The organism is Vibrio sp. HS-50-1 (assembly GCF_024747315.1).
Taxonomy (GTDB): domain Bacteria; phylum Pseudomonadota; class Gammaproteobacteria; order Enterobacterales; family Vibrionaceae; genus Vibrio; species Vibrio diabolicus.
In genome coordinates this window covers 401,441-420,189 of sequence record NZ_JAMPZF010000007.1, presented here as the reverse complement: position 1 = coordinate 420,189, position 18,749 = coordinate 401,441, and the positions used below count along the sequence as shown (strand labels likewise).

The 18,749-nt window shown below is 45.1% G+C and carries 17 protein-coding genes and 1 other RNA gene; 10 read left to right on the top strand and 8 right to left on the bottom strand.

All coding sequences use genetic code 11. From position 1 onward, the window contains the following. Positions 1–88: 88 nt before the first annotated feature. The gene (tkt, locus tag NDJ01_RS07670; protein WP_258586510.1) at positions 89–2,083 is read left to right on the top strand and encodes a transketolase; all 1,995 of its coding nucleotides are present in this window, start codon (positions 89–91) and stop codon (positions 2,081–2,083) included. A gap of 93 nt (positions 2,084–2,176) precedes the next feature. Here tkt and NDJ01_RS07665 read toward each other — a convergent pair whose 3' ends face one another. Beyond that, a complete protein-coding gene (locus NDJ01_RS07665) occupies positions 2,177–3,070 on the bottom strand; it encodes a LysR family transcriptional regulator (protein WP_258586509.1) in 894 nt (297 codons plus the stop codon). A 140-nt stretch (positions 3,071–3,210) separates the two neighbouring features. Here NDJ01_RS07665 and NDJ01_RS07660 point away from each other — a divergent pair, with 140 nt between their 5' ends. From NDJ01_RS07660 to mscS, 5 genes are all read left to right on the top strand, one after another. Beyond that, positions 3,211–5,169, top strand: coding sequence for a ligand-gated channel protein (locus NDJ01_RS07660; RefSeq protein ID WP_005393952.1), 1,959 nt, complete (start codon positions 3,211–3,213; stop codon positions 5,167–5,169). Between the two features lie 131 nt (positions 5,170–5,300). Next, positions 5,301–6,338 carry an erythrose-4-phosphate dehydrogenase gene (epd, locus tag NDJ01_RS07655; protein ID WP_046875106.1) on the top strand — a complete coding sequence of 346 codons (1,038 nt, stop codon included), beginning with the start codon at positions 5,301–5,303 and terminating at the stop codon, positions 6,336–6,338. Positions 6,339–6,491: 153 nt separating this feature from the next. Continuing rightward, the gene (locus tag NDJ01_RS07650; protein ID WP_258586508.1) at positions 6,492–7,652 is read left to right on the top strand and encodes a phosphoglycerate kinase; all 1,161 of its coding nucleotides are present in this window, start codon (positions 6,492–6,494) and stop codon (positions 7,650–7,652) included. A gap of 154 nt (positions 7,653–7,806) precedes the next feature. Continuing rightward, positions 7,807–8,883, top strand: a complete 1,077-nt coding sequence (gene fbaA, locus NDJ01_RS07645; RefSeq protein WP_005393947.1) for a class II fructose-bisphosphate aldolase — start codon at positions 7,807–7,809, stop codon at positions 8,881–8,883. A gap of 434 nt (positions 8,884–9,317) precedes the next feature. Further along, the gene (mscS, locus tag NDJ01_RS07640; RefSeq protein ID WP_005393946.1) at positions 9,318–10,184 is read left to right on the top strand and encodes a small-conductance mechanosensitive channel MscS; all 867 of its coding nucleotides are present in this window, start codon (positions 9,318–9,320) and stop codon (positions 10,182–10,184) included. A 46-nt stretch (positions 10,185–10,230) separates the two neighbouring features. Here mscS and NDJ01_RS07635 read toward each other — a convergent pair whose 3' ends face one another. Together NDJ01_RS07635 and NDJ01_RS07630 are read right to left on the bottom strand one after the other, a co-directional pair. Further along, entirely contained in the window at positions 10,231–10,713 is a 483-nt protein-coding gene (locus NDJ01_RS07635) for a YbaK/EbsC family protein (RefSeq protein WP_258586507.1), read from the bottom strand. A gap of 19 nt (positions 10,714–10,732) precedes the next feature. Further along, positions 10,733–11,362 carry a LysE/ArgO family amino acid transporter gene (locus NDJ01_RS07630; RefSeq protein ID WP_012841398.1) on the bottom strand — a complete coding sequence of 210 codons (630 nt, stop codon included), beginning with the start codon at positions 11,360–11,362 and terminating at the stop codon, positions 10,733–10,735. A gap of 146 nt (positions 11,363–11,508) precedes the next feature. Here NDJ01_RS07630 and NDJ01_RS07625 point away from each other — a divergent pair, with 146 nt between their 5' ends. Together NDJ01_RS07625 and NDJ01_RS07620 are read left to right on the top strand one after the other, a co-directional pair. Further along, positions 11,509–12,405 carry a LysR family transcriptional regulator ArgP gene (locus tag NDJ01_RS07625; protein ID WP_053807735.1) on the top strand — a complete coding sequence of 299 codons (897 nt, stop codon included), beginning with the start codon at positions 11,509–11,511 and terminating at the stop codon, positions 12,403–12,405. Positions 12,406–12,632: 227 nt separating this feature from the next. Next, a complete protein-coding gene (locus tag NDJ01_RS07620; RefSeq protein ID WP_005393939.1) occupies positions 12,633–13,325 on the top strand; it encodes an oxidative stress defense protein in 693 nt (230 codons plus the stop codon). A 60-nt stretch (positions 13,326–13,385) separates the two neighbouring features. On the opposite strand, the gene serA is transcribed toward NDJ01_RS07620, so the two are convergent. The 5 genes from serA to NDJ01_RS07595 all read right to left on the bottom strand — a co-directional run bounded on the left by serA (position 13,386) and on the right by NDJ01_RS07595 (position 16,708). Further along, a complete protein-coding gene (gene serA / locus NDJ01_RS07615; protein ID WP_005393937.1) occupies positions 13,386–14,618 on the bottom strand; it encodes a phosphoglycerate dehydrogenase in 1,233 nt (410 codons plus the stop codon). A 273-nt stretch (positions 14,619–14,891) separates the two neighbouring features. Further along, positions 14,892–15,548, bottom strand: coding sequence for a ribose-5-phosphate isomerase RpiA (gene rpiA / locus NDJ01_RS07610; protein WP_005380982.1), 657 nt, complete (start codon positions 15,546–15,548; stop codon positions 14,892–14,894). Between the two features lie 53 nt (positions 15,549–15,601). Further along, positions 15,602–16,201: a 5-formyltetrahydrofolate cyclo-ligase gene (locus NDJ01_RS07605; RefSeq protein WP_170903476.1), complete on the bottom strand. Its 600-nt coding sequence runs from the start codon at positions 16,199–16,201 to the stop codon at positions 15,602–15,604. A gap of 5 nt (positions 16,202–16,206) precedes the next feature. Then, a non-coding RNA gene (ssrS, locus tag NDJ01_RS07600) (6S RNA) lies at positions 16,207–16,391 on the bottom strand. Between the two features lie 8 nt (positions 16,392–16,399). Beyond that, positions 16,400–16,708 (bottom strand): cell division protein ZapA, encoded by a 309-nt coding sequence (locus tag NDJ01_RS07595; RefSeq protein WP_005384553.1) that lies wholly within the window; start codon positions 16,706–16,708, stop codon positions 16,400–16,402. Between the two features lie 249 nt (positions 16,709–16,957). Here NDJ01_RS07595 and NDJ01_RS07590 point away from each other — a divergent pair, with 249 nt between their 5' ends. Together NDJ01_RS07590 and ubiH are read left to right on the top strand one after the other, a co-directional pair. After that, entirely contained in the window at positions 16,958–17,536 is a 579-nt protein-coding gene (locus NDJ01_RS07590; RefSeq protein WP_005380976.1) for a YecA family protein, read from the top strand. A 23-nt stretch (positions 17,537–17,559) separates the two neighbouring features. Next, positions 17,560–18,738, top strand: a complete 1,179-nt coding sequence (gene ubiH / locus NDJ01_RS07585) for a 2-octaprenyl-6-methoxyphenyl hydroxylase (RefSeq protein WP_258586506.1) — start codon at positions 17,560–17,562, stop codon at positions 18,736–18,738. Positions 18,739–18,749 lie beyond the last annotated feature (11 nt).

Here is an 18,749-nt window from a genome sequence, read left to right as displayed (position 1 = left end):
TTGGACTGGAAAACGTTTGCACACCCAACAGGGCTTTGAGAGAATTATGACCTACTTTTCGTTTCGCTTAATGTACTCAGGAGCAGACATGTCGTCTCGTAAACATCTTGCCAATGCAATTCGTGCTCTAAGCATGGATGGTGTTCAACAAGCTAACTCAGGCCACCCAGGCGCACCAATGGGTATGGCTGATATCGCTGAAGTTCTTTGGCGCTCTCACCTAAACCACAACCCATCAAACCCAGAGTGGGCCGACCGCGACCGCTTCGTGCTATCAAACGGTCACGGCTCAATGCTTATTTACTCTCTACTGCACTTAAGCGGTTATGAGCTATCTATTGATGATCTGAAAAACTTCCGTCAATTGCACTCAAAAACCCCAGGTCACCCAGAGTACGGCTACGCGCCTGGTATCGAGACAACAACGGGTCCTCTTGGCCAAGGCATCACTAATGCTGTTGGTATGGCTATCGCAGAGAAAGCACTAGCGGCACAGTTCAACAAAGAAGGTCACGACATCGTTGACCACTTTACGTATGTGTTCATGGGTGACGGCTGTCTAATGGAAGGCATCTCGCACGAAGCATGTTCTCTTGCTGGGACATTAGGTCTAGGCAAACTGATCGCGTTTTGGGATGACAACGGTATCTCTATCGACGGTCACGTTGAAGGTTGGTTCTCTGACGATACACCTAAGCGTTTCGAAGCTTACGGCTGGCACGTAATCCCAGCGGTAGACGGTCACGATCCTGAAGCAATCAACGCAGCGATTGAAGCGGCTAAAGCGGATCCTCGTCCGACTCTAATCTGTACTAAAACAATTATCGGTTTCGGTTCTCCTAACAAGTCTGGTTCGCACGACTGTCACGGTGCGCCATTAGGTCACGATGAGATTCAAGCGGCTCGCGAATACCTAGGTTGGGAGTACGGTCCATTTGAAATCCCTGCAGATGTTTACGCTGAGTGGGACGCAAAAGAAGCAGGTGCAGCGAAAGAAGCGGCTTGGAATGAAAAGTTTGAAGCATACGCAGCAGCTTACCCTGCAGAAGCAGCAGAGCTTAAACGTCGTCTAAACGGCGAACTTCCAGCAGAATGGGAAGAAAAAGCGAACCAAATCATTGCTGATCTTCAAGCAAACCCAGCGAATATTGCATCACGTAAAGCATCGCAAAATGCACTAGAAGCGTTTGGTCAAATGCTTCCTGAATTCATGGGCGGCTCTGCTGACCTAGCGCCTTCTAACCTGACCATGTGGTCTGGTTCTAAGTCTCTAGAAACGGATGACTTCTCTGGCAACTACATCCACTACGGTGTACGTGAATTTGGTATGACTGCTATTATGAACGGTATCGCACTACACGGCGGTTTCGTTCCTTACGGTGCGACATTCCTAATGTTCATGGAATACGCGCGTAACGCAATGCGTATGGCTGCGCTGATGAAAATTCAGAACATCCAAGTGTACACGCACGATTCTATCGGTCTTGGCGAAGATGGCCCAACTCACCAACCGGTTGAGCAAATGGCATCTCTACGCGTAACGCCAAACATGAGCACATGGCGTCCATGTGACCAGGTTGAGTCTGCCGTAGCATGGAAACTAGCGATTGAACGTAAAGATGCACCAACAGCACTTATCTTCTCTCGTCAAAACTTAGCGCAACAAGATCGTACAGCTGAGCAAGTAGCGAACATCGCGAAAGGTGCTTACATCCTGAAAGATTGCGAAGGCAAGCCAGAGCTTATCCTTATCGCAACAGGCTCTGAAGTTGAGCTAGCAGTAGAAGCTGCGACTCAACTAACAGCAGAAGGTAAGAAAGTACGCGTGGTTTCAATGCCATCAACAGATGCATTCGACAAACAAGACGCCGCTTACCGTGAAGCAGTATTGCCATCAGACGTAACGGCACGCATCGCTATCGAAGCGGGAATCGCAGACTTCTGGTACAAGTACGTTGGTTTCGACGGTCGCATCATCGGCATGACGACATTTGGTGAATCTGCACCTGCTGGTCAGCTATTCGAGATGTTTGGCTTTACGACTGAAAACGTAGTGAACACAGCAAAAGAATTGCTAGCGTAACTGCTAGATTGTCTCAATAGTCCGAACGTAAAGGACGACTGTTAGATACTAAAGTTGGAAAGGCCATCATTGCGATGGCCTTTTTGTTTTTTGTCAGGTTTTCCAACCTTGTGGAATGCTTTGGTGAATACAGTCTAAAAGTACGGATAAGCGCAGTGGTGGTCTTCCTGCAGGCGTATAGCAGTTAATGGAGATGGGCTCTGAAAGCCAACCTTCTAAGCAAGGTGTGATTCGACCCGGGTGATGTTTCTCGTAGCCGCTTGCTGTCCAAGTTGGCAACAGTCCAATACCATGACCATTCGCGATGCTGTCGATCTGCATTGCGATGTTGTCGCTGTATAAGCGACTCACAAATGGCTCTAAAAAGAACTCACCGTGTTGAGGGTGTGAGAGCATCAATCCATTTTCTTGCACTGAACCAAAATCGATCCATGGATGTGCTTCAAGTTCTTTGGGGTGCGGTATAGGCCCATGTTGTTTTAGATAATTTGGAGAGGCAAAAGGCGTATAGCGAAATACCCCCAGCACTTCTTTTCGCCAGTCTAGCTCTTTACGTTCACCGAGCCAGATGAACAAATCTGGGTCATGGTGCGCTTCAGAAAAGTCACTGGTAAGTTGAACCCTAACGTCAGGATTATCAGCAAGAAAACGATTGAGTACGCCGCCGAGCCAGCTTCTAACTAAGGCAGTGTGACAAACAATATGCAGTGGCCCTGAAACTTGGTTCGTTAAACCTTGAAGCGCGTCATAACTCTCTTCACTTAACTCAAGAATCTGGCGACTGTAGTGGGCAAAAATTTCTCCCGCTCTTGTCAGAACTAATCGGTTACCTTGTCTTGCGGTGAGAGCCTGACCGAAATCTTCTTCTAATTGTGCTAAGCGACGACTCAGCGTTGATTTAGGCTGGTTAAGGGCCTTGGCAGCGGCGGTCAAACTCTTATGCTGATTGAGCGCATCAAAGGCTCTAATTGATGCTAAGTCGTGCATATTTCATTTACTCCTTACTGCGTTATGCACGGGTTCCATAAATGGGAAGAACCGTTCCATAACTCTCACTATGCATCTCATTCTATTTGTGAATAATTCACTTTCGAAAATAATAATCATTATCAATTATGGAGATGTAGATGTCTACTCTTAGACTGCCAGTTATTACTGCAACTGGTATTTTAGCCTTCGTCAGTGTCCCTCATGTGTTTGCCAATGATGCGGTTTCTAAAATGGAAACAGTGGTTGTAACTGCATCAAGTTATGAGCAATCTCAAGCGGACGCGCCTGCAAGTATTAGTGTGATTTCGCGTGAGGAGTTGGACTCTCGTTATTACCGCGATGTGACTGATGCACTAAAAAGTGTGCCTGGTGTCGTCGTAACAGGTGGTGGTGACACTACCGATATCAGTATCCGTGGTATGGGTTCTAAATACACTTTGATACTGGTCGATGGTAAACGTCAAAGCACACGTGAAACTCGCCCAAATAGTGACGGCCCTGGTATCGAACAAGGCTGGTTACCCCCTCTTCAAGCGATTGAGCGAATTGAAGTTATCCGTGGTCCAATGTCGACGCTTTATGGCTCTGATGCGATTGGTGGTGTAATTAACGTGATCACGCGAAAAGACGCGATGGAGTGGACAGGTAATGTTCAGCTAGGCACGGTTCTGCAAGAAAACAGTCGCTCGGGCGGAGAGCAGAGCGCGAATTTCTTCGTCAATGGGCCGCTAGCCGAAAATCTATCTCTCCAAGTATACGGTCAGTATACCGCAAGAGAAGAAGACGATATTGAATACGGTTATGAAGATAAAGATATGCAAAGTATCTCTTCAAAACTGACCTACCAGATTAATGACCGCCATTCTGTGCAACTAGAGGGTGGCACATCGGCACAAAGTCGTCGCGGTAACGTTGGCCTTTCCGTACCAACGACGGGTTGCCGAAGAGGTTGTGAGGATTCACTCAACGAATATCGTCGTAATTATGTAACGCTAAGTCACAATGGCGACTGGGACTCGGTTGGCATCTCAGATACTTACTTACAACGTGAAGAGAGCGAGAACAAATCTCGCGAGATGACGATCACCAACACCACGTTCAAATCGAGCTTAGTGACTGGAATTGGAAACCATACGCTGACGACTGGTGTGGACGCCACTCATGCAGAGCTTGAGGATTTCACCTCCAACAAAGCGTCATCGAAGACCGAAACATCGAATACGCAGTGGGCTGTTTTCATTGAAGATGAATGGAGAATCGCCGATCCGTTTAGCGTTACGCTTGGTGGTCGTCTAGATCATGACGAAAACTATGGCGCGCACTTTAGTCCGCGTGTCTATGGTGTATGGCGAGTTGACCCGTCTTGGACTGTGAAAGGCGGTGTGGCAACAGGTTTCCGTTCTCCGCAATTACGTGAAATTACTCCTGGTTGGGCGCAAGTCAGTGGCGGCGGTAATATCTACGGTAACCCAGACCTTGACCCTGAAACGTCGCTAAACAAAGAAATCAGTGTCTTGTATCAAGGTGACTCTGGTTTAGATGTCTCTTTGACTGCGTTCCATAATGAGTTCAAAGACAAGATCACACGTGTTGTTTGCCCAGATACCATCTGTACAGATGGACCAAACCAATGGGGTGCAGATCCAACGTACCGCATTAACGTGGACGAAGCGGTCACACAAGGTATTGAAGCGACCTTAGCATCGCCATTAACGGAAACCATTTACCTCAGCTCGAGCTACACATTTACTGACTCAGAGCAAAAAACAGGTGAATACAAAGGCATGCCGCTGCAGCAGCTACCAAAGCATCTGTTTAATGTGGATGTAACTTGGCAAACAACAACAGATCTAGAAAGTTGGGCTAAAGTCACTTACCGAGGTAAAGAAATGGATCCGGTTACTGGCCCATCAAGAAACAGTATCGTAGAGCCTGCTTATACCTTTGTGGACGCTGGTGTGACATACCAGTTAACCGATAATACTCGTATTAAAGGCGCGATCTATAACTTGCTGGATGAGGAAATCAGTTACGAAGAATACGGATATGTCGAAGATGGTCGTCGTTACTGGTTAGGTTTAGACGTCGCATTTTAATTATTGTTGTAATAAGGCCGAGCATTGTCTCGGCCTTTTTTAATCCTGCTTTACTATGATTCAACAGGTGCGTTTTTCAGCCTGATCAGGTAGTATCTGTGACACGAAATTTTTGGTAGGGCGAAGGATAAATGCTAAAGGTTGCGATCAATGGATTTGGACGTATAGGTCGTAATGTTCTGCGAGCCGTGTATGAAAGCGGAAAACATCAGCAGATCAAGGTTGTGGCGGTTAACGAATTAGCTCAGCCAGAAGCGATGGCGCACCTACTGCAATATGACACTAGTCATGGTCGCTTCGGTAAAAAAATCTCCCACGACCAAGAACACTTGCATGTTCATCATGACAGCGGCGAATATGATTCTATTCGCATTCTTCACCTCTCTGAACTCGAATTACTTCCTTGGCGCGATTTAGAAGTCGATATTGTTTTGGATTGCACTGGCGTGTTTGGTTCACAAGCCGATGGGCAAGCGCATATAGAAGCTGGCGCGAAGAAAGTGCTGTTTTCACACCCGGGCGCAAGCGACATAGATAATACGATTATCTATGGTGTGAACCACGAAACTCTGAAAGATGAACACCGTGTTGTCTCTAATGGCTCATGCACCACCAACTGTATCGTTCCCATCATTAAAGTGTTAGATGAAGCCTTCGGTATTGAGTCCGGTACCATTACCACGATTCACTCTTCCATGAACGATCAGCAAGTAATCGATGCGTACCATAACGATCTACGCCGTACCCGCGCTGCTAGCCAATCTATTATTCCGGTTGACACCAAGTTGCATAAGGGGATTGAAAGAATCTTCCCGAAATTTTCCAACAAATTCGAAGCAATTTCTGTTCGTGTCCCAACCGTTAACGTCACCGCAATGGATTTAAGTGTCACAATTAATACAAATGTGAAAGTTAATGACGTAAATCAAACCATTGTTAACGCATCTCAGTGTACATTACGTAACATTGTTGACTATACTGAATCGCCACTCGTTTCCATCGACTTTAACCACGACCCCCATAGTGCGATTGTAGATGGAAGCCAGACTAGAGTGAGTAACGGGCAACTCGTAAAAATGCTCGTTTGGTGCGACAACGAATGGGGCTTTGCTAACCGGATGCTGGATACTGCCTTAGCAATGCAAGCTTCTTCTCAAGTGGAGCAGTAATGACGAAGAAGTGATGGAGAATTTTTATTTCAAGCCTTGAAATAAATCCATGATATCTCCATATCATCTATAACCAGTTTGAAGAATTAACAGGCTTGGCAGGGTTGCCGAGTTTTCGAAAACTTTAATTATCAATATTTGAGAGGACACATCATGTCTGTAATCAAGATGACTGACCTGGATCTTGCAGGTAAACGTGTATTTATCCGTGCTGACCTAAACGTGCCAGTAAAAGACGGTAAAGTAACTTCAGATGCACGTATCATCGCATCTCTTCCAACTATTAAGCACTGCCTAGAAGCAGGCGCTAAAGTAATGGTTACGTCTCACCTAGGTCGCCCAACTGAAGGTGAATACGCTGAAGAGTTCTCTCTACAACCAGTTGTTAACTACCTAAACGACGCACTAGATTGTGAAGTTAAGCTAGCAAAAGACTACCTAGATGGCCTAGAGCTAAACGCTGGTGAACTTGTTGTTCTAGAAAACGTTCGCTTTAACAAAGGCGAAAAGAAAAACGACGAAGAGCTATCTAAGAAATACGCAGCACTATGTGACGTATTCGTAATGGATGCATTCGGTACGGCTCACCGCGCTCAAGCGTCAACTCATGGTGTTGGTATGCACGCACCTATCGCTTGTGCTGGCCCTCTTTTAGCAAACGAACTTGAAGCGCTAGGTAAAGCAATGGACAACCCAGCTCGTCCAATGGTTGCTATCGTAGGTGGTTCAAAAGTTTCTACTAAGCTAACTGTACTTGAGTCTCTATCTAAAATCGCTGACCAACTTGTTGTTGGTGGTGGTATTGCTAACACATTTATCGCAGCTGCTGGCCACAACGTTGGTAAGTCTCTATACGAAGCGGATCTAGTAAACACTGCTAAGAAGCTAATGGATGAGTGTGCAATTCCAGTAGCAACTGACGTTGCATGTGCGAAAGCATTCGACGAAAACGCAGAAGCAGAAATTAAACACGTTTCTGAAGTACAAGACGACGACATGATCTTCGACCTTGGCCCAGATTCAACAGCTGAACTAGCAGAAATCCTTAAGAACGCGAAGACTATCCTATGGAACGGTCCAGTAGGCGTATTCGAATTCAAGAACTTCGAAGCAGGTACTAAAGGTATCTCAGAAGCTATCGCAGCATCTGAAGGCTTCTCTGTTGCAGGTGGTGGTGACACGCTAGCAGCTATCGACAAGTTCGGTATCAAAGCTGACGTTTCTTACATCTCTACAGGTGGCGGCGCTTTCCTTGAGTTCGTAGAAGGTAAAGTTCTTCCAGCAGTAGAAATGCTAGAAGCACGCGCTAAGTAATTAAAGCAAAGCGGGGGAGTGATTCTCCCGCTTTCTTGTTTGCTGCAACGTGTGAGGAACTCTGCTAGAATAGCCTCAGTTGTGAGCAAACGTTTGCAAGATTTTCAACTTAACAAGTTTTGTTTAAAAACGACAGATAAATAGGATTACATCCATGTCTAAGATCTTCGACTTCGTAAAACCAGGTGTTATCTCTGGCGATGACGTTCAGAAAGTATTTGAAGTTGCAAAAGAAAACAGCTTTGCACTTCCAGCAGTAAACTGTGTGGGTACTGACTCTGTAAACGCAGTACTTGAAGCAGCTGCAAAAGTTAAAGCTCCAGTTATCGTTCAATTCTCTAACGGTGGCGCTGCTTTCTTTGCTGGTAAAGGTCTAAAACTTGAAGGTCAAGAAGCTCAAATCCTAGGTGCTGTTGCTGGTGCGAAATACGTTCACGCTGTAGCTGAAGCTTACGGTGTTCCAGTAATCCTACACACTGACCACGCTGCTAAGAAACTACTTCCTTGGATCGACGGTCTACTAGACGCTGGTGAAGAGTACTTCGCGCAAACTGGTAAGCCTCTGTTCTCTTCTCACATGATCGACCTTTCTGAAGAGTCTCTAGAAGAGAACATCGAGATTTCTGCTAAGTACCTAGAGCGCATGGCTAAAATGAACATGACTCTAGAAATCGAACTAGGTTGTACTGGTGGTGAAGAAGACGGCGTTGACAACTCTGATATGGATGCGTCTGAGCTATACACTTCTCCAGAAGACGTTGCATACGCATACGAGAAACTAAGCGCAATCAGCCACCGTTTCACTATCGCAGCATCTTTCGGTAACGTACACGGCGTGTACAAGCCAGGTAACGTTGTTCTAACTCCAACTATCCTACGTGATTCTCAAGCGCACGTTTCTGAGAAATTCGGTCTTCCAGCGAACTCTCTAAACTTCGTATTCCACGGTGGTTCAGGTTCTTCTCTAGAAGAAATCCGTGAGTCTATCGGTTACGGTGTTATCAAAATGAACATCGATACTGATACACAGTGGGCAACTTGGGATGGTATCCGTAAGTTCGAAGCTGAAAACCACGATTACCTACAAGGTCAAATCGGTAACCCAACTGGTGAAGATGCACCAAACAAGAAGTACTACGATCCACGCGTATGGCTACGTGCTGGTCAAGCTTCAATGGTAGCTCGTCTAGAGCAAGCATTTGCTGACCTAAACGCAGTTGACGTACTATAATCGTTACTGATTAAGTTACTTAAAAACCCGCTTTTTGAGCGGGTTTTTTTATGTCTATCATTTTGCCCCTATGTTTCTTTCCCTGTTTTCCTATTGATATCTTTATGCGTCAGGTTGTATTTTCTGGTGGGATGTTCCCCCTTTAACGTTTTTAAATAAAAACATAGGAATATCAGTCATAGGAGTGGCGAAATAAGAGTGCATTGCGTAACCTGTAACAAGCCAATATCAGAAAACTCTGATAAAGTCTTGTTTTGCATATCTTTGCGAAACTCTGACTTTGAAAAAAGTCAAAGTTGGGATATTGTGCCAAAAATCTGACACTGTTCAGTGGGGCAATAGGGATGTTGTTTTAGAAAAGAGCCTTTAAAAAACAAGGTTCATAAATTAACGGCAATTGGATTTATATATCTTTATTTTTGAGGATAAGAATTATGGCAGGTGAATCGGTGGGTATCGATACCACTTTAACGGATGGTCTAACTCAGGCTGAAACTTGGCTGACAAACAACTCAGATCTACTGGTTCAGTACGGTGTGAACATTATCTCTGCGCTGCTTATTCTGTTTATCGGTAATATTATCGTTAAAGCAGTCGCTGGTAGTGTTTCTAAAGTACTAGAAAAGAAAAACATGGATAAGGCTGTCGTTGAATTTATTCACGGTCTTGTTCGTTACTTGCTATTTGTAATCGTACTTATCGCAGCTCTTGGTCGATTAGGCGTTCAAACCGCTTCAGTCGTGGCTGTAATCGGTGCGGCAGGTCTTGCTGTTGGTCTTGCGCTACAAGGTTCACTATCAAACTTTGCAGCTGGTGTACTCATTGTTGCGTTCCGTCCATTCAAATCTGGCGACTACGTAGAAATTGGCGGTGTAGCGGGTAGTGTTGAAGCAATTCAAATCTTCCAAACTGTTCTAAAAACACCAGACAACAAGATGGTTGTTGTGCCTAACTCGTCAGTAATCGGTGGTGCAATTACTAACTACTCTCGTCATGCAACGCGACGTGTCGACTTAGTGATTGGTGTGTCATACAAAGCGGATCTTAAACTAACGAAGAAAGTAATTCGCGAGACGCTAGAAAAAGATCCGCGTATCTTGAAAGATCCTGATATCACAATCGGCGTACTTACGCTGGCAGACTCTTCAGTAAACTTTGTGGTTCGCCCATGGGTGAAAACTGCAGATTACTGGGGCGTATACTTTGATGCAATGCAAGGTATTAAAGAAGCATTGGATGAAAATGGTATCGAAATTCCATTCCCACAAATGGATGTTCATCTGAACAAAATCGACGCTTAATACAAGCGGTAGATATTCGAAAGCGAGGCCAATTGGCCTCGCTTTTTTATATCTCATAAAGAATGTGATTACCGGCAAGCAATAGACGTTTTAGATGTTTACCTGCAAAGCCAAAGGTGAATTCAGGCAATCCTGGCGTATAGAGCAACTCTTCGTGTTGATACAGGGTTGTATCAACAATGAGCGTTACATATTCAGGTAAGCCAATCGGACATACCGCTCCAGGCAAACAACCTAACACTTCGACCATTTCATCGTCGTCACAAATTGAGGGGCGTTTGCCTGTGACGGCTTTTATTTGTTTGGCATCGAGGCGAGAGTCTTTTTCTGTTAGATAAATTGCGTAGCTTTGTCCTTTAAGTTTTAAGAAGAGGCTTTTGGTGTGCGTGCCTGTCCATCCAAGCTCGGACGCAATTCTTATATCCGTGTCAAAGTCTAAGATGGCTTCATGCTGCCATTCCCGAAAAGGAATAGAGAGCGCGTTGAGTCGCTCTCTATTGATATCATAGATACGCTTTAGTGACTCCATGTCTTTGTTGTCCTGTTGATTACCAGTACTTTTCAATAAGTTCACTCGCTAAGATATACGCTATCGTGAACATCATTACTGCGACCGCGATGTCGATGCCTTTTTTCACTCTTGGCTTTGATAGGGTAGGGCCTAGTTTTGCGGCTCCTATCGACAAGGTATAGAACCAAACAAAGGAAGCCATCATCGTACCTAGTGCAAAAGCAATTCGGTCATGGCCTTCAAACTGCCCACCAATAGAGCCCAGAATAACGACTGTATCTAAGTACAAGTGTGGGTTAAGTACTGTGACGGCTAAAGCACCTAATATGACCGTTCGGCGACCACGAGCGACGACTTCACCTTTTGATTCTGACTCACTATCTGACTTAAACGCGCTCTTAAGTGACAGTAATCCATAAAAGCTCAGGAAGGCAATACCACCAAGCGTCACCGATGTTAGTAAGATTTCATTTTGAGACAAAATCGCACCACCACCAAAGATACCTAGAGAAATGAAGATCATATCTAGGATGCTACAAATAGTGGCAGTCGTCAGGTGATGATTGCGCTTTATGCCTTGATTTAAGACATACGCATTTTGTGCGCCGATCGGAATGATCATTGATGCCCCTAAACCAAACCCTTGCAATAGAACCCACAAGCTCACACTTCACCTCACTTCAAAATAACCAATAAATTCTCAGAAGAGTGAAAGATAAAGAGTTTATCTAAATAAGTATAATTAATGATTTTAATATTATATTAGCTGGGCTAATTTAAGGGTTGATGTTTTATCAGGAGAGGAAGAGCAGGATGAGAGGGTTGGACTATAAATGGATTGAGGCATTAGATGCAGTGGTTTATCAGGGGAGCTTTGAGCGTGCAGCCGAACATTTATTTGTCTCGCAATCAGCGATTTCTCAACGTATTAAACAATTAGAGAAGTTTCTCGCACAACCCGTTTTGGTTCGTAGTCAACCACCCAAGCCAACGCCGATTGGTAAAAAGTTATTAGGCCTTTATCGTCGAGTGCGCTTACTCGAGCATGAAATTCTGCCCGAAATCAAGAATGATACCAGTACTCGACCTGTACAACTCTCTTTGGCGACCAATGCTGATAGCCTTGCTACTTGGCTACTGCCTGCACTGCAAGATGTCATGAAGCAGCGTCAAGTTGAACTCAAACTCACTATCTATGGTGAATCTCGTTCCATCGAAAAGCTAAAAAGTGGCGAAGTGACGGGGGCGATCAGCTTAGAATCCCAGCCGATACCTGGCTGTAGAGCGGATTACTTGGGACGTGTTGATTACGTTTGTGTCGCGAGCCCGGAGTTTTATCAGCGTTACTTTGCTCAAGGCGTTAATAACCAGACGTTGGCCAAGGCGCCGGCCGTTTCGTATGATCAATATGATGACCTACATAAAACCTTTCTTACCGAGCATTTCAATGTCAGCCCTGATAGCGTCATTCACCATAACATCAGCAGCTCTGAAGCGTTTCTAAAAGTGGCGTTAGCTGGTGTAGCCTATTGCTTAATCCCTCGTTTGCAAATTACCGACGAGCTAGAGCGTGGCGCGTTGGTTGATGTTACTCCCGGTTTTTTAATGTCCCATCGGATTTATTGGCATCATTGGCAACTGGAAACGGGGGTTCTACAAGAAATCTCACACGCGATAGTCGGGTATGCTCAGCGGCACTTACCTCAATAAGTTCATTGTCGCATCGATGGGTTCATTGCCGACAGAGTGTTTCGTTGAAAAATTACGCCAATGTTACATAGTCAAAGTTGTGTTAGAAGTCATTCTGAGTGCTTGGATAATCGACAGAAGTTTCTATTATGAAACCATACACTTTCTCAGTAGTGATAGTTTTGTCTGAATCTTGAGCCTTTCTGCTGAGAGTAAGTACTTTATTTTTGTATGGATGGATTTATTGAATGAGACTGTATTCATTTTTGCTGGCTTCTGCACTCAGCCTTACTAGTGCTTCAGTGTTGGCGAACTCGCCTGAATTTGCTCACGTAACGACGACAGGTTATGGTGAAGTTATTGCTACACCAGATATGGCGACGTTTTCTGTAAAAGTGGTAGACACGACAATGACTGCTGAACAGGCCAAGCAGTCAGTAGACAAAACCGTTGAGCAATTTCTGAAAAATCTGTCCGATGCTGGCTTATCAAAAGACAATGTTACCAGCTCGAATTTATACCTTGCGCCTCAATACCATTACCCTAAATCTGGTAAAGCAGAGCTCGTTGGTTATCGCGCTTCTCGTAGCATTGATGTGACGGTTACGGATCTAAAAAACCTAAACCAGTACCTAGATATGGCGTTAGAAGCAGGGATTAATCAGGTTGATAATATTCAACTTAAGGTAAGCAACCAGGCTGAGTATCAGCAAAAGGCACGCATGGCGGCTATCCAAGATGCGCGAGAAAAAGCAGCGTCACTGGCTACTGGCTTTGAGAAAAAATTGGGTGATGTCTGGCAGATCAATTACAGACAGATGCACGTTCAGCCAGTTCTAATGCGCTCGATGGCGATGGACAGTAAAGAAGGGGCAAACAGCTACCAGGATTCTACCATGATTATTCGCGATCAAGTTGACGTGATTTACAAGCTGAAGTAATACTGGGTGCAAAAAGAAAAGGCAGGGTATTCCCTGCCTTTGTTATTTCTGCTTCACAAATTAGTGAAGGATACGAGCACGGATAGTGCCTTCAATACTTTTCAGTTTCGCTAGCGCTTCTTCTGAGCGCTCGGTTTCAACATCGATCACCACGTAGCCGATTTCAGCGGCTGTTTGTAGGTACTGTGCGGCAATGTTAATACCGTCTTCCGCGAAGATGGTGTTGATCTGAGTAAGAATACCAGGACGGTTTTTATGGATGTGAAGCAAGCGAGAGCATTCACCACCGTGCTCTGGCAGTGACACCTCTGGGAAGTTTACGCTTGAAAGCGTAGAGCCGTTGTCAGAGTACTTCGCCAGTTTTCCTGCGACTTCAACACCGATGTTCTCTTGTGCTTCTTGCGTTGAACCACCAACGTGTGGAGTGAGAATGACATTATCGAACTTCTGCAAAGGAGATTCGAACGGGTCGGCATTCGTTTTTGGTTCTGTTGGGAATACATCAATCGCTGCACCCGCAATATGACCTGCTTCTAAACTATGGCAAAGCGCTGGAATATCCACGACAGTGCCGCGTGCTGCATTAATAAAGATTGAGCCTGGCTTCATGCGAGCAAACTCAGCTTCACCCATCATATTTTTTGTTTCTGGCGTTTCAGGAACGTGCAGAGAAATTACATCACACTTGTTTAGTAGTTCACTCATGGTATGCACTTGCGTCGCATTACCAAGGGACAATTTGTTCTCGATGTCGTAGTAGTAAACGCGCATACCTAAGTTTTCGGCAATAATACCTAGCTGCGTACCAATGTGGCCGTATCCGATAATGCCAAGACGTTTGCCACGTGCTTCGTAAGAGTTGTCAGCACTTTTCTTCCAAATACCGCGATGTGCAAGCGCATTCTTTTCAGGAATGCCACGCAGAAGTAGTAGGATTTGACCAAGTACCAGCTCCGCCACACTGCGTGTGTTAGAGAACGGTGCATTAAACACAGGAATGCCGCGTTTTGCTGCTGCGTCTAGGTTTACTTGGTTAGTACCGATACAAAAACAGCCAATTGCAACCAGTTTATTCGCCGCATTGATTACCTCTTCGGATAGGTTCGTACGGGAGCGAATACCGATGAAGTGCACGTCTTTAACCGCTTCAATCAATTCTTCTTCCGGAAGGGAACCTTTATGGTACTCAATGTTGGTATAACCAGCTGCTTGAAGAACTTCAACTGAAGAAGGGTGGAGTCCCTCTAACAAGAGGATCTTAATCTTTTCTTTTTCCAGTGAAACTTTGGCCATTTTTTCTCGTCCTTAAAATGGAAAGGTGGGCTAATGTGGCGCACATTGGGCAAAACTATTAAAAAGGGGATAATTGATAGTTTTGTAGGAGGACAAACGTTTCCTTGTGCGTCTTCTGTTCAATAAAGTAACAAAAAAAAATTGCTTTGGGTAAGAAAATTACGGAATAAGAGATAATTTTCTTAGAGAAAGGAATAAAAAACGGTGCCTTGCAGCACCGTATGTAATGAAATAACAGAAAAGTGAACCAGATAGGTCGATTTGAGCTGTTATTTATTCTTCAATTTTTGCGCCTTCTGGTGTGCCTGTGATTACGACGTCAGCACCACGGTGAGCAAAAAGACCCACAGTCACCACACCCGCGATACCGTTGATCTTGTCTTCCATTTCTTTCGGGTTAGTAATCTGCATGTTGTGTACATCCAAAATTACGTTGCCGTTGTCAGTCACAACGCCTTCACGGTAAGCCGGGTCACCACCCAGTTTTACTAATTCGCGCGCAACGTAAGAGCGTGCCATTGGGATCACTTCTACAGGTAGTGGGAACTGACCTAGTACGTCAACTGCTTTGGTGCCGTCAACAATACATACAAACTTATCAGAGATTGCTGCGACAATTTTCTCACGAGTCAGAGCCGCGCCGCCGCCTTTGATCATTTCACGTGCTGGGTTAATTTCGTCTGCGCCATCAACATACACATCCAGCTTCATTACGTCGTTACACTCGTATACTTCAATACCAAGCTCTTTAAGGCGCTCAGTTGAAGCGACAGAGCTAGACACTGCACCTTTAATATCGTCTTTGATAGTGCCTAGTGCATCGATGAAGTGATTCACGGTAGAGCCAGTACCAACACCGACAATGCTGCCTTTCTCAACATATTTTAGTGCTGCCCAACCAGCCGCTTTTTTCATTTCATCTTGAGTCATGCCAATCTCCTGAATAGATGTTCGTTAACGTTTGCGGGCGTGATTATAGCGGCTTACTTGCCACTTTCCCATTGCCATATTCGGCTTGGGGTCACGATCTTAGGTAATGGAATGTCCCAGCTTTCGATTGGTAAGCGTTCTACATGTTGGCAGTCGTGAGCGATACCAACAGGCTTGGCACCTTCTCCGGTTATAAACCAATGAGACAGGGTACGGTCATAATACCCTCCGCCCATGCCTAAGCGGTGGCCGATGCTGTCGAATCCAACCAAAGGTGTACAAATGATATCAATTTGACGAACGGGCTTGAGATGGCGGATGTCCAGTTTGGGCTCTAAGATGCCGTATTTGTTGTAGACCAATTGATCATCACTTACGTACAGAAGAAACAGTAACTGACCTTTGGAAAACGGATGGATGACAGGTAGATAAACCGATTTTCCCTGTTGCCACAACCACTCAATGAGCGGCTTGGTATCAAGTTCACCGTCAGCAGAAAGATAAATAGCAATATGCTGCGCTTGCTGGATTTCAGGAAGTTGAGAGAACTGAGTGACAAGGTCGATCCCCGCTTGGAATTGCGTATCGCTACACAATGCGTTGCGCTTTTCACGAATCTGTTTGCGGAAGTCTTGTCGAGAGAGGTCTGACATAGAGAGAATACCCCAGGGTGCCGTTGAGGATTGTGGCCCTTGAACCAGCTGGTTCAAGGCGGATCAGCAATGACAACCGTAGGCTTCTCGGTGCATGCCGAGCTTGCTCAATAGTTACCAAATACTAACCCTTAGGTATTGCTTATCGGCTCAGGGACTTAAATCCTGCTGACGCACACCCCAGGGTAAATTTTGTATTTACTGCTGTCCTTGCGTAACTTTGCTTAGTGCGTTCTCTAAAGACGCGGTGAGCTTTTCCATTCGCTCAGTAATTTCTTGCTGTTGACCATTGGATTCGTATGACTTGGTGTGCAACTCATAGCAAATATTCAATGCAGCAAAGGTCAGCAGTTGGATTTCATTGGTTACCTTAGTACGTTCGCTCATTTCTTTCAATCGGCGATCCAGATCTTTTGCCGCTGCAACAAGAGACTCTTCTTGTCCTGTCGGACAATTCACTCGTGTAAGTTTGCCTAATATTTCAACGTCGATCGCTTGATTGCTCATGATGAATAAACTCTATATTCGCGCTATCTAAGGTGTTGCTTCATACAACTACCGAGGAGCAAACTATAGGAAAACCGCTATTAAGATTCAAGCATTTCCCATCACAGAAAGAGAAATGATGACGAGATCACACAGGAATTGGGCAAATTGAACAAATGCTGTCCAAAATTGAATTTGATAGCCGTTTCAGACCACTAACCTTGATGGTAGGATATACCAATACATTATTACGTAAGAATGAGCCAAGTTATGAGTGAAATCACCCTTCCTGAATACCAATCTATTGCTGCTGAACTGCAATCGGCAAGCCTAGCAGTGACACCGGCGGAGTTACATGGCTTATTTGTTGGCATGTTAAGTGGTGGATTGGCGATCAATGATCAAACTTGGCAGCCGATTCTTTTTGACTACACCAATGATGGGATGGGGTGGCCCTCGACAGCACTCACTTTTGCTCAGAGCATATTCAACGTTACTGTTAATGAGCTTACTGGCACATCAATGGAGCTGTCTTTACTATTGCCAGATGAGCCGGGCGAAGAAGGCTTATTCGCATTAGCCGACAGTGTGTCCGACTTTGTAAACCACTTTATTTCTGGGTTAGGTCTAGCAGGCGTTGCGCTTAATAAAGCATCTGATGACGCTAAAGAAGCACTGGCTGACCTAGAAGAGATTGCCAAATTAGGCATCGATGAAGATGACGATCTTGGTGAACAAGCGCAATTGCTAGAGCAAGTGATTGAGCACATCAAAGCTTGTGTACTAACGATTCATGCTGAATTTGGTGTTCGCCCTGAAAGCAGCGACAAAAAACCTACTATTCACTAATCGTAGACTGTCCAGAGGTTAGTATGAAGCAATATGATGTAGTCATTGCTGGTGGTGCCATGGCTGGTGCAACGTTAGCATTGGCGATTGACCATTTGTCTCAGGGAAAGCTCCGCATTGCCGTTGTTGAGCCTTTTAAAGCACAATCAGATATGCACCCTGGTTTTGACTCTCGCTCAATCGCATTGTCTTACGGTACTGTCAATCTGTTGCGTCAACTACAGCTCTGGACTTCGTTAGAACCGTTTGTCACACCTATTGAACATATCCACGTTTCTGACCGCTCTCATGCTGGGATGACGGAGATTACCAAGCAAGAGGTTGGGGTTGAAGCTCTAGGGTATGTTGTAGAATTAGCCGATGTTGGGCGTGTATATCAAGAATTATTAGACAGTAGCGAGTCAATTACGCTGTTTTGTCCTGACTCCGTTACCGATATCGAGCGCGAGCAAAACTGTACCCATGTGACGTTGAAAAGTGGTGAGCAACTTGAAGCAAAACTGCTGGTGGCTGCAGATGGTGCTGTTTCGACCTGTTGTCAGAAAATTGGTCTAGAACTTTCTGAGCAAGATTTTGAACAAGTGGCTGTCATTGCCAATATTGTGACTCAAGAACCTCATCAAGGTAGAGCCTTTGAACGTTTTACTGAAAATGGCCCTGTTGCTTTATTGCCAATGAGTGACAATCGAATGTCCTTAGTTTGGTGTTTGCACCCTGAAGAAGCCCAAGCCGTTCTTGAGTTATCTGATCAAGCATTTCTCCAGCGTTTACAGAACGATTTTGGTTGGCGTTTAGGCGCGATGAAAAAAGTGGGGCGTCGTGCAAGTTACCCATTGCTTCTTCGCCATCGAAAGCAAAATATTTCACATCGCTTTGCGATTGTTGGAAATGCGGCGCAAACGCTGCACCCGATAGCTGGACAAGGCTTTAATCTCGGTATTCGCGATGTAGTCTCACTAGCAGAAGAAATTGTGCAGCAAAGTGAGGATGTGGGTCTTTATCAAGGCCTGATGCGCTTTAGTCAACGTAGAGAAGCAGATCGAAGCGAAACTATTTGGCTAACCAGTGCCTTAGTGCATGTTTTTTCAAATGATTTACCCGCGATGCGAATTGGCCGAAATACTGCCTTAGCAGCGATGGATAACCTTTCTATTTTTAAGCAGCCGCTACTACGCCATACACTTGGCTTGGTAAAACGATGAACGGCCGCACT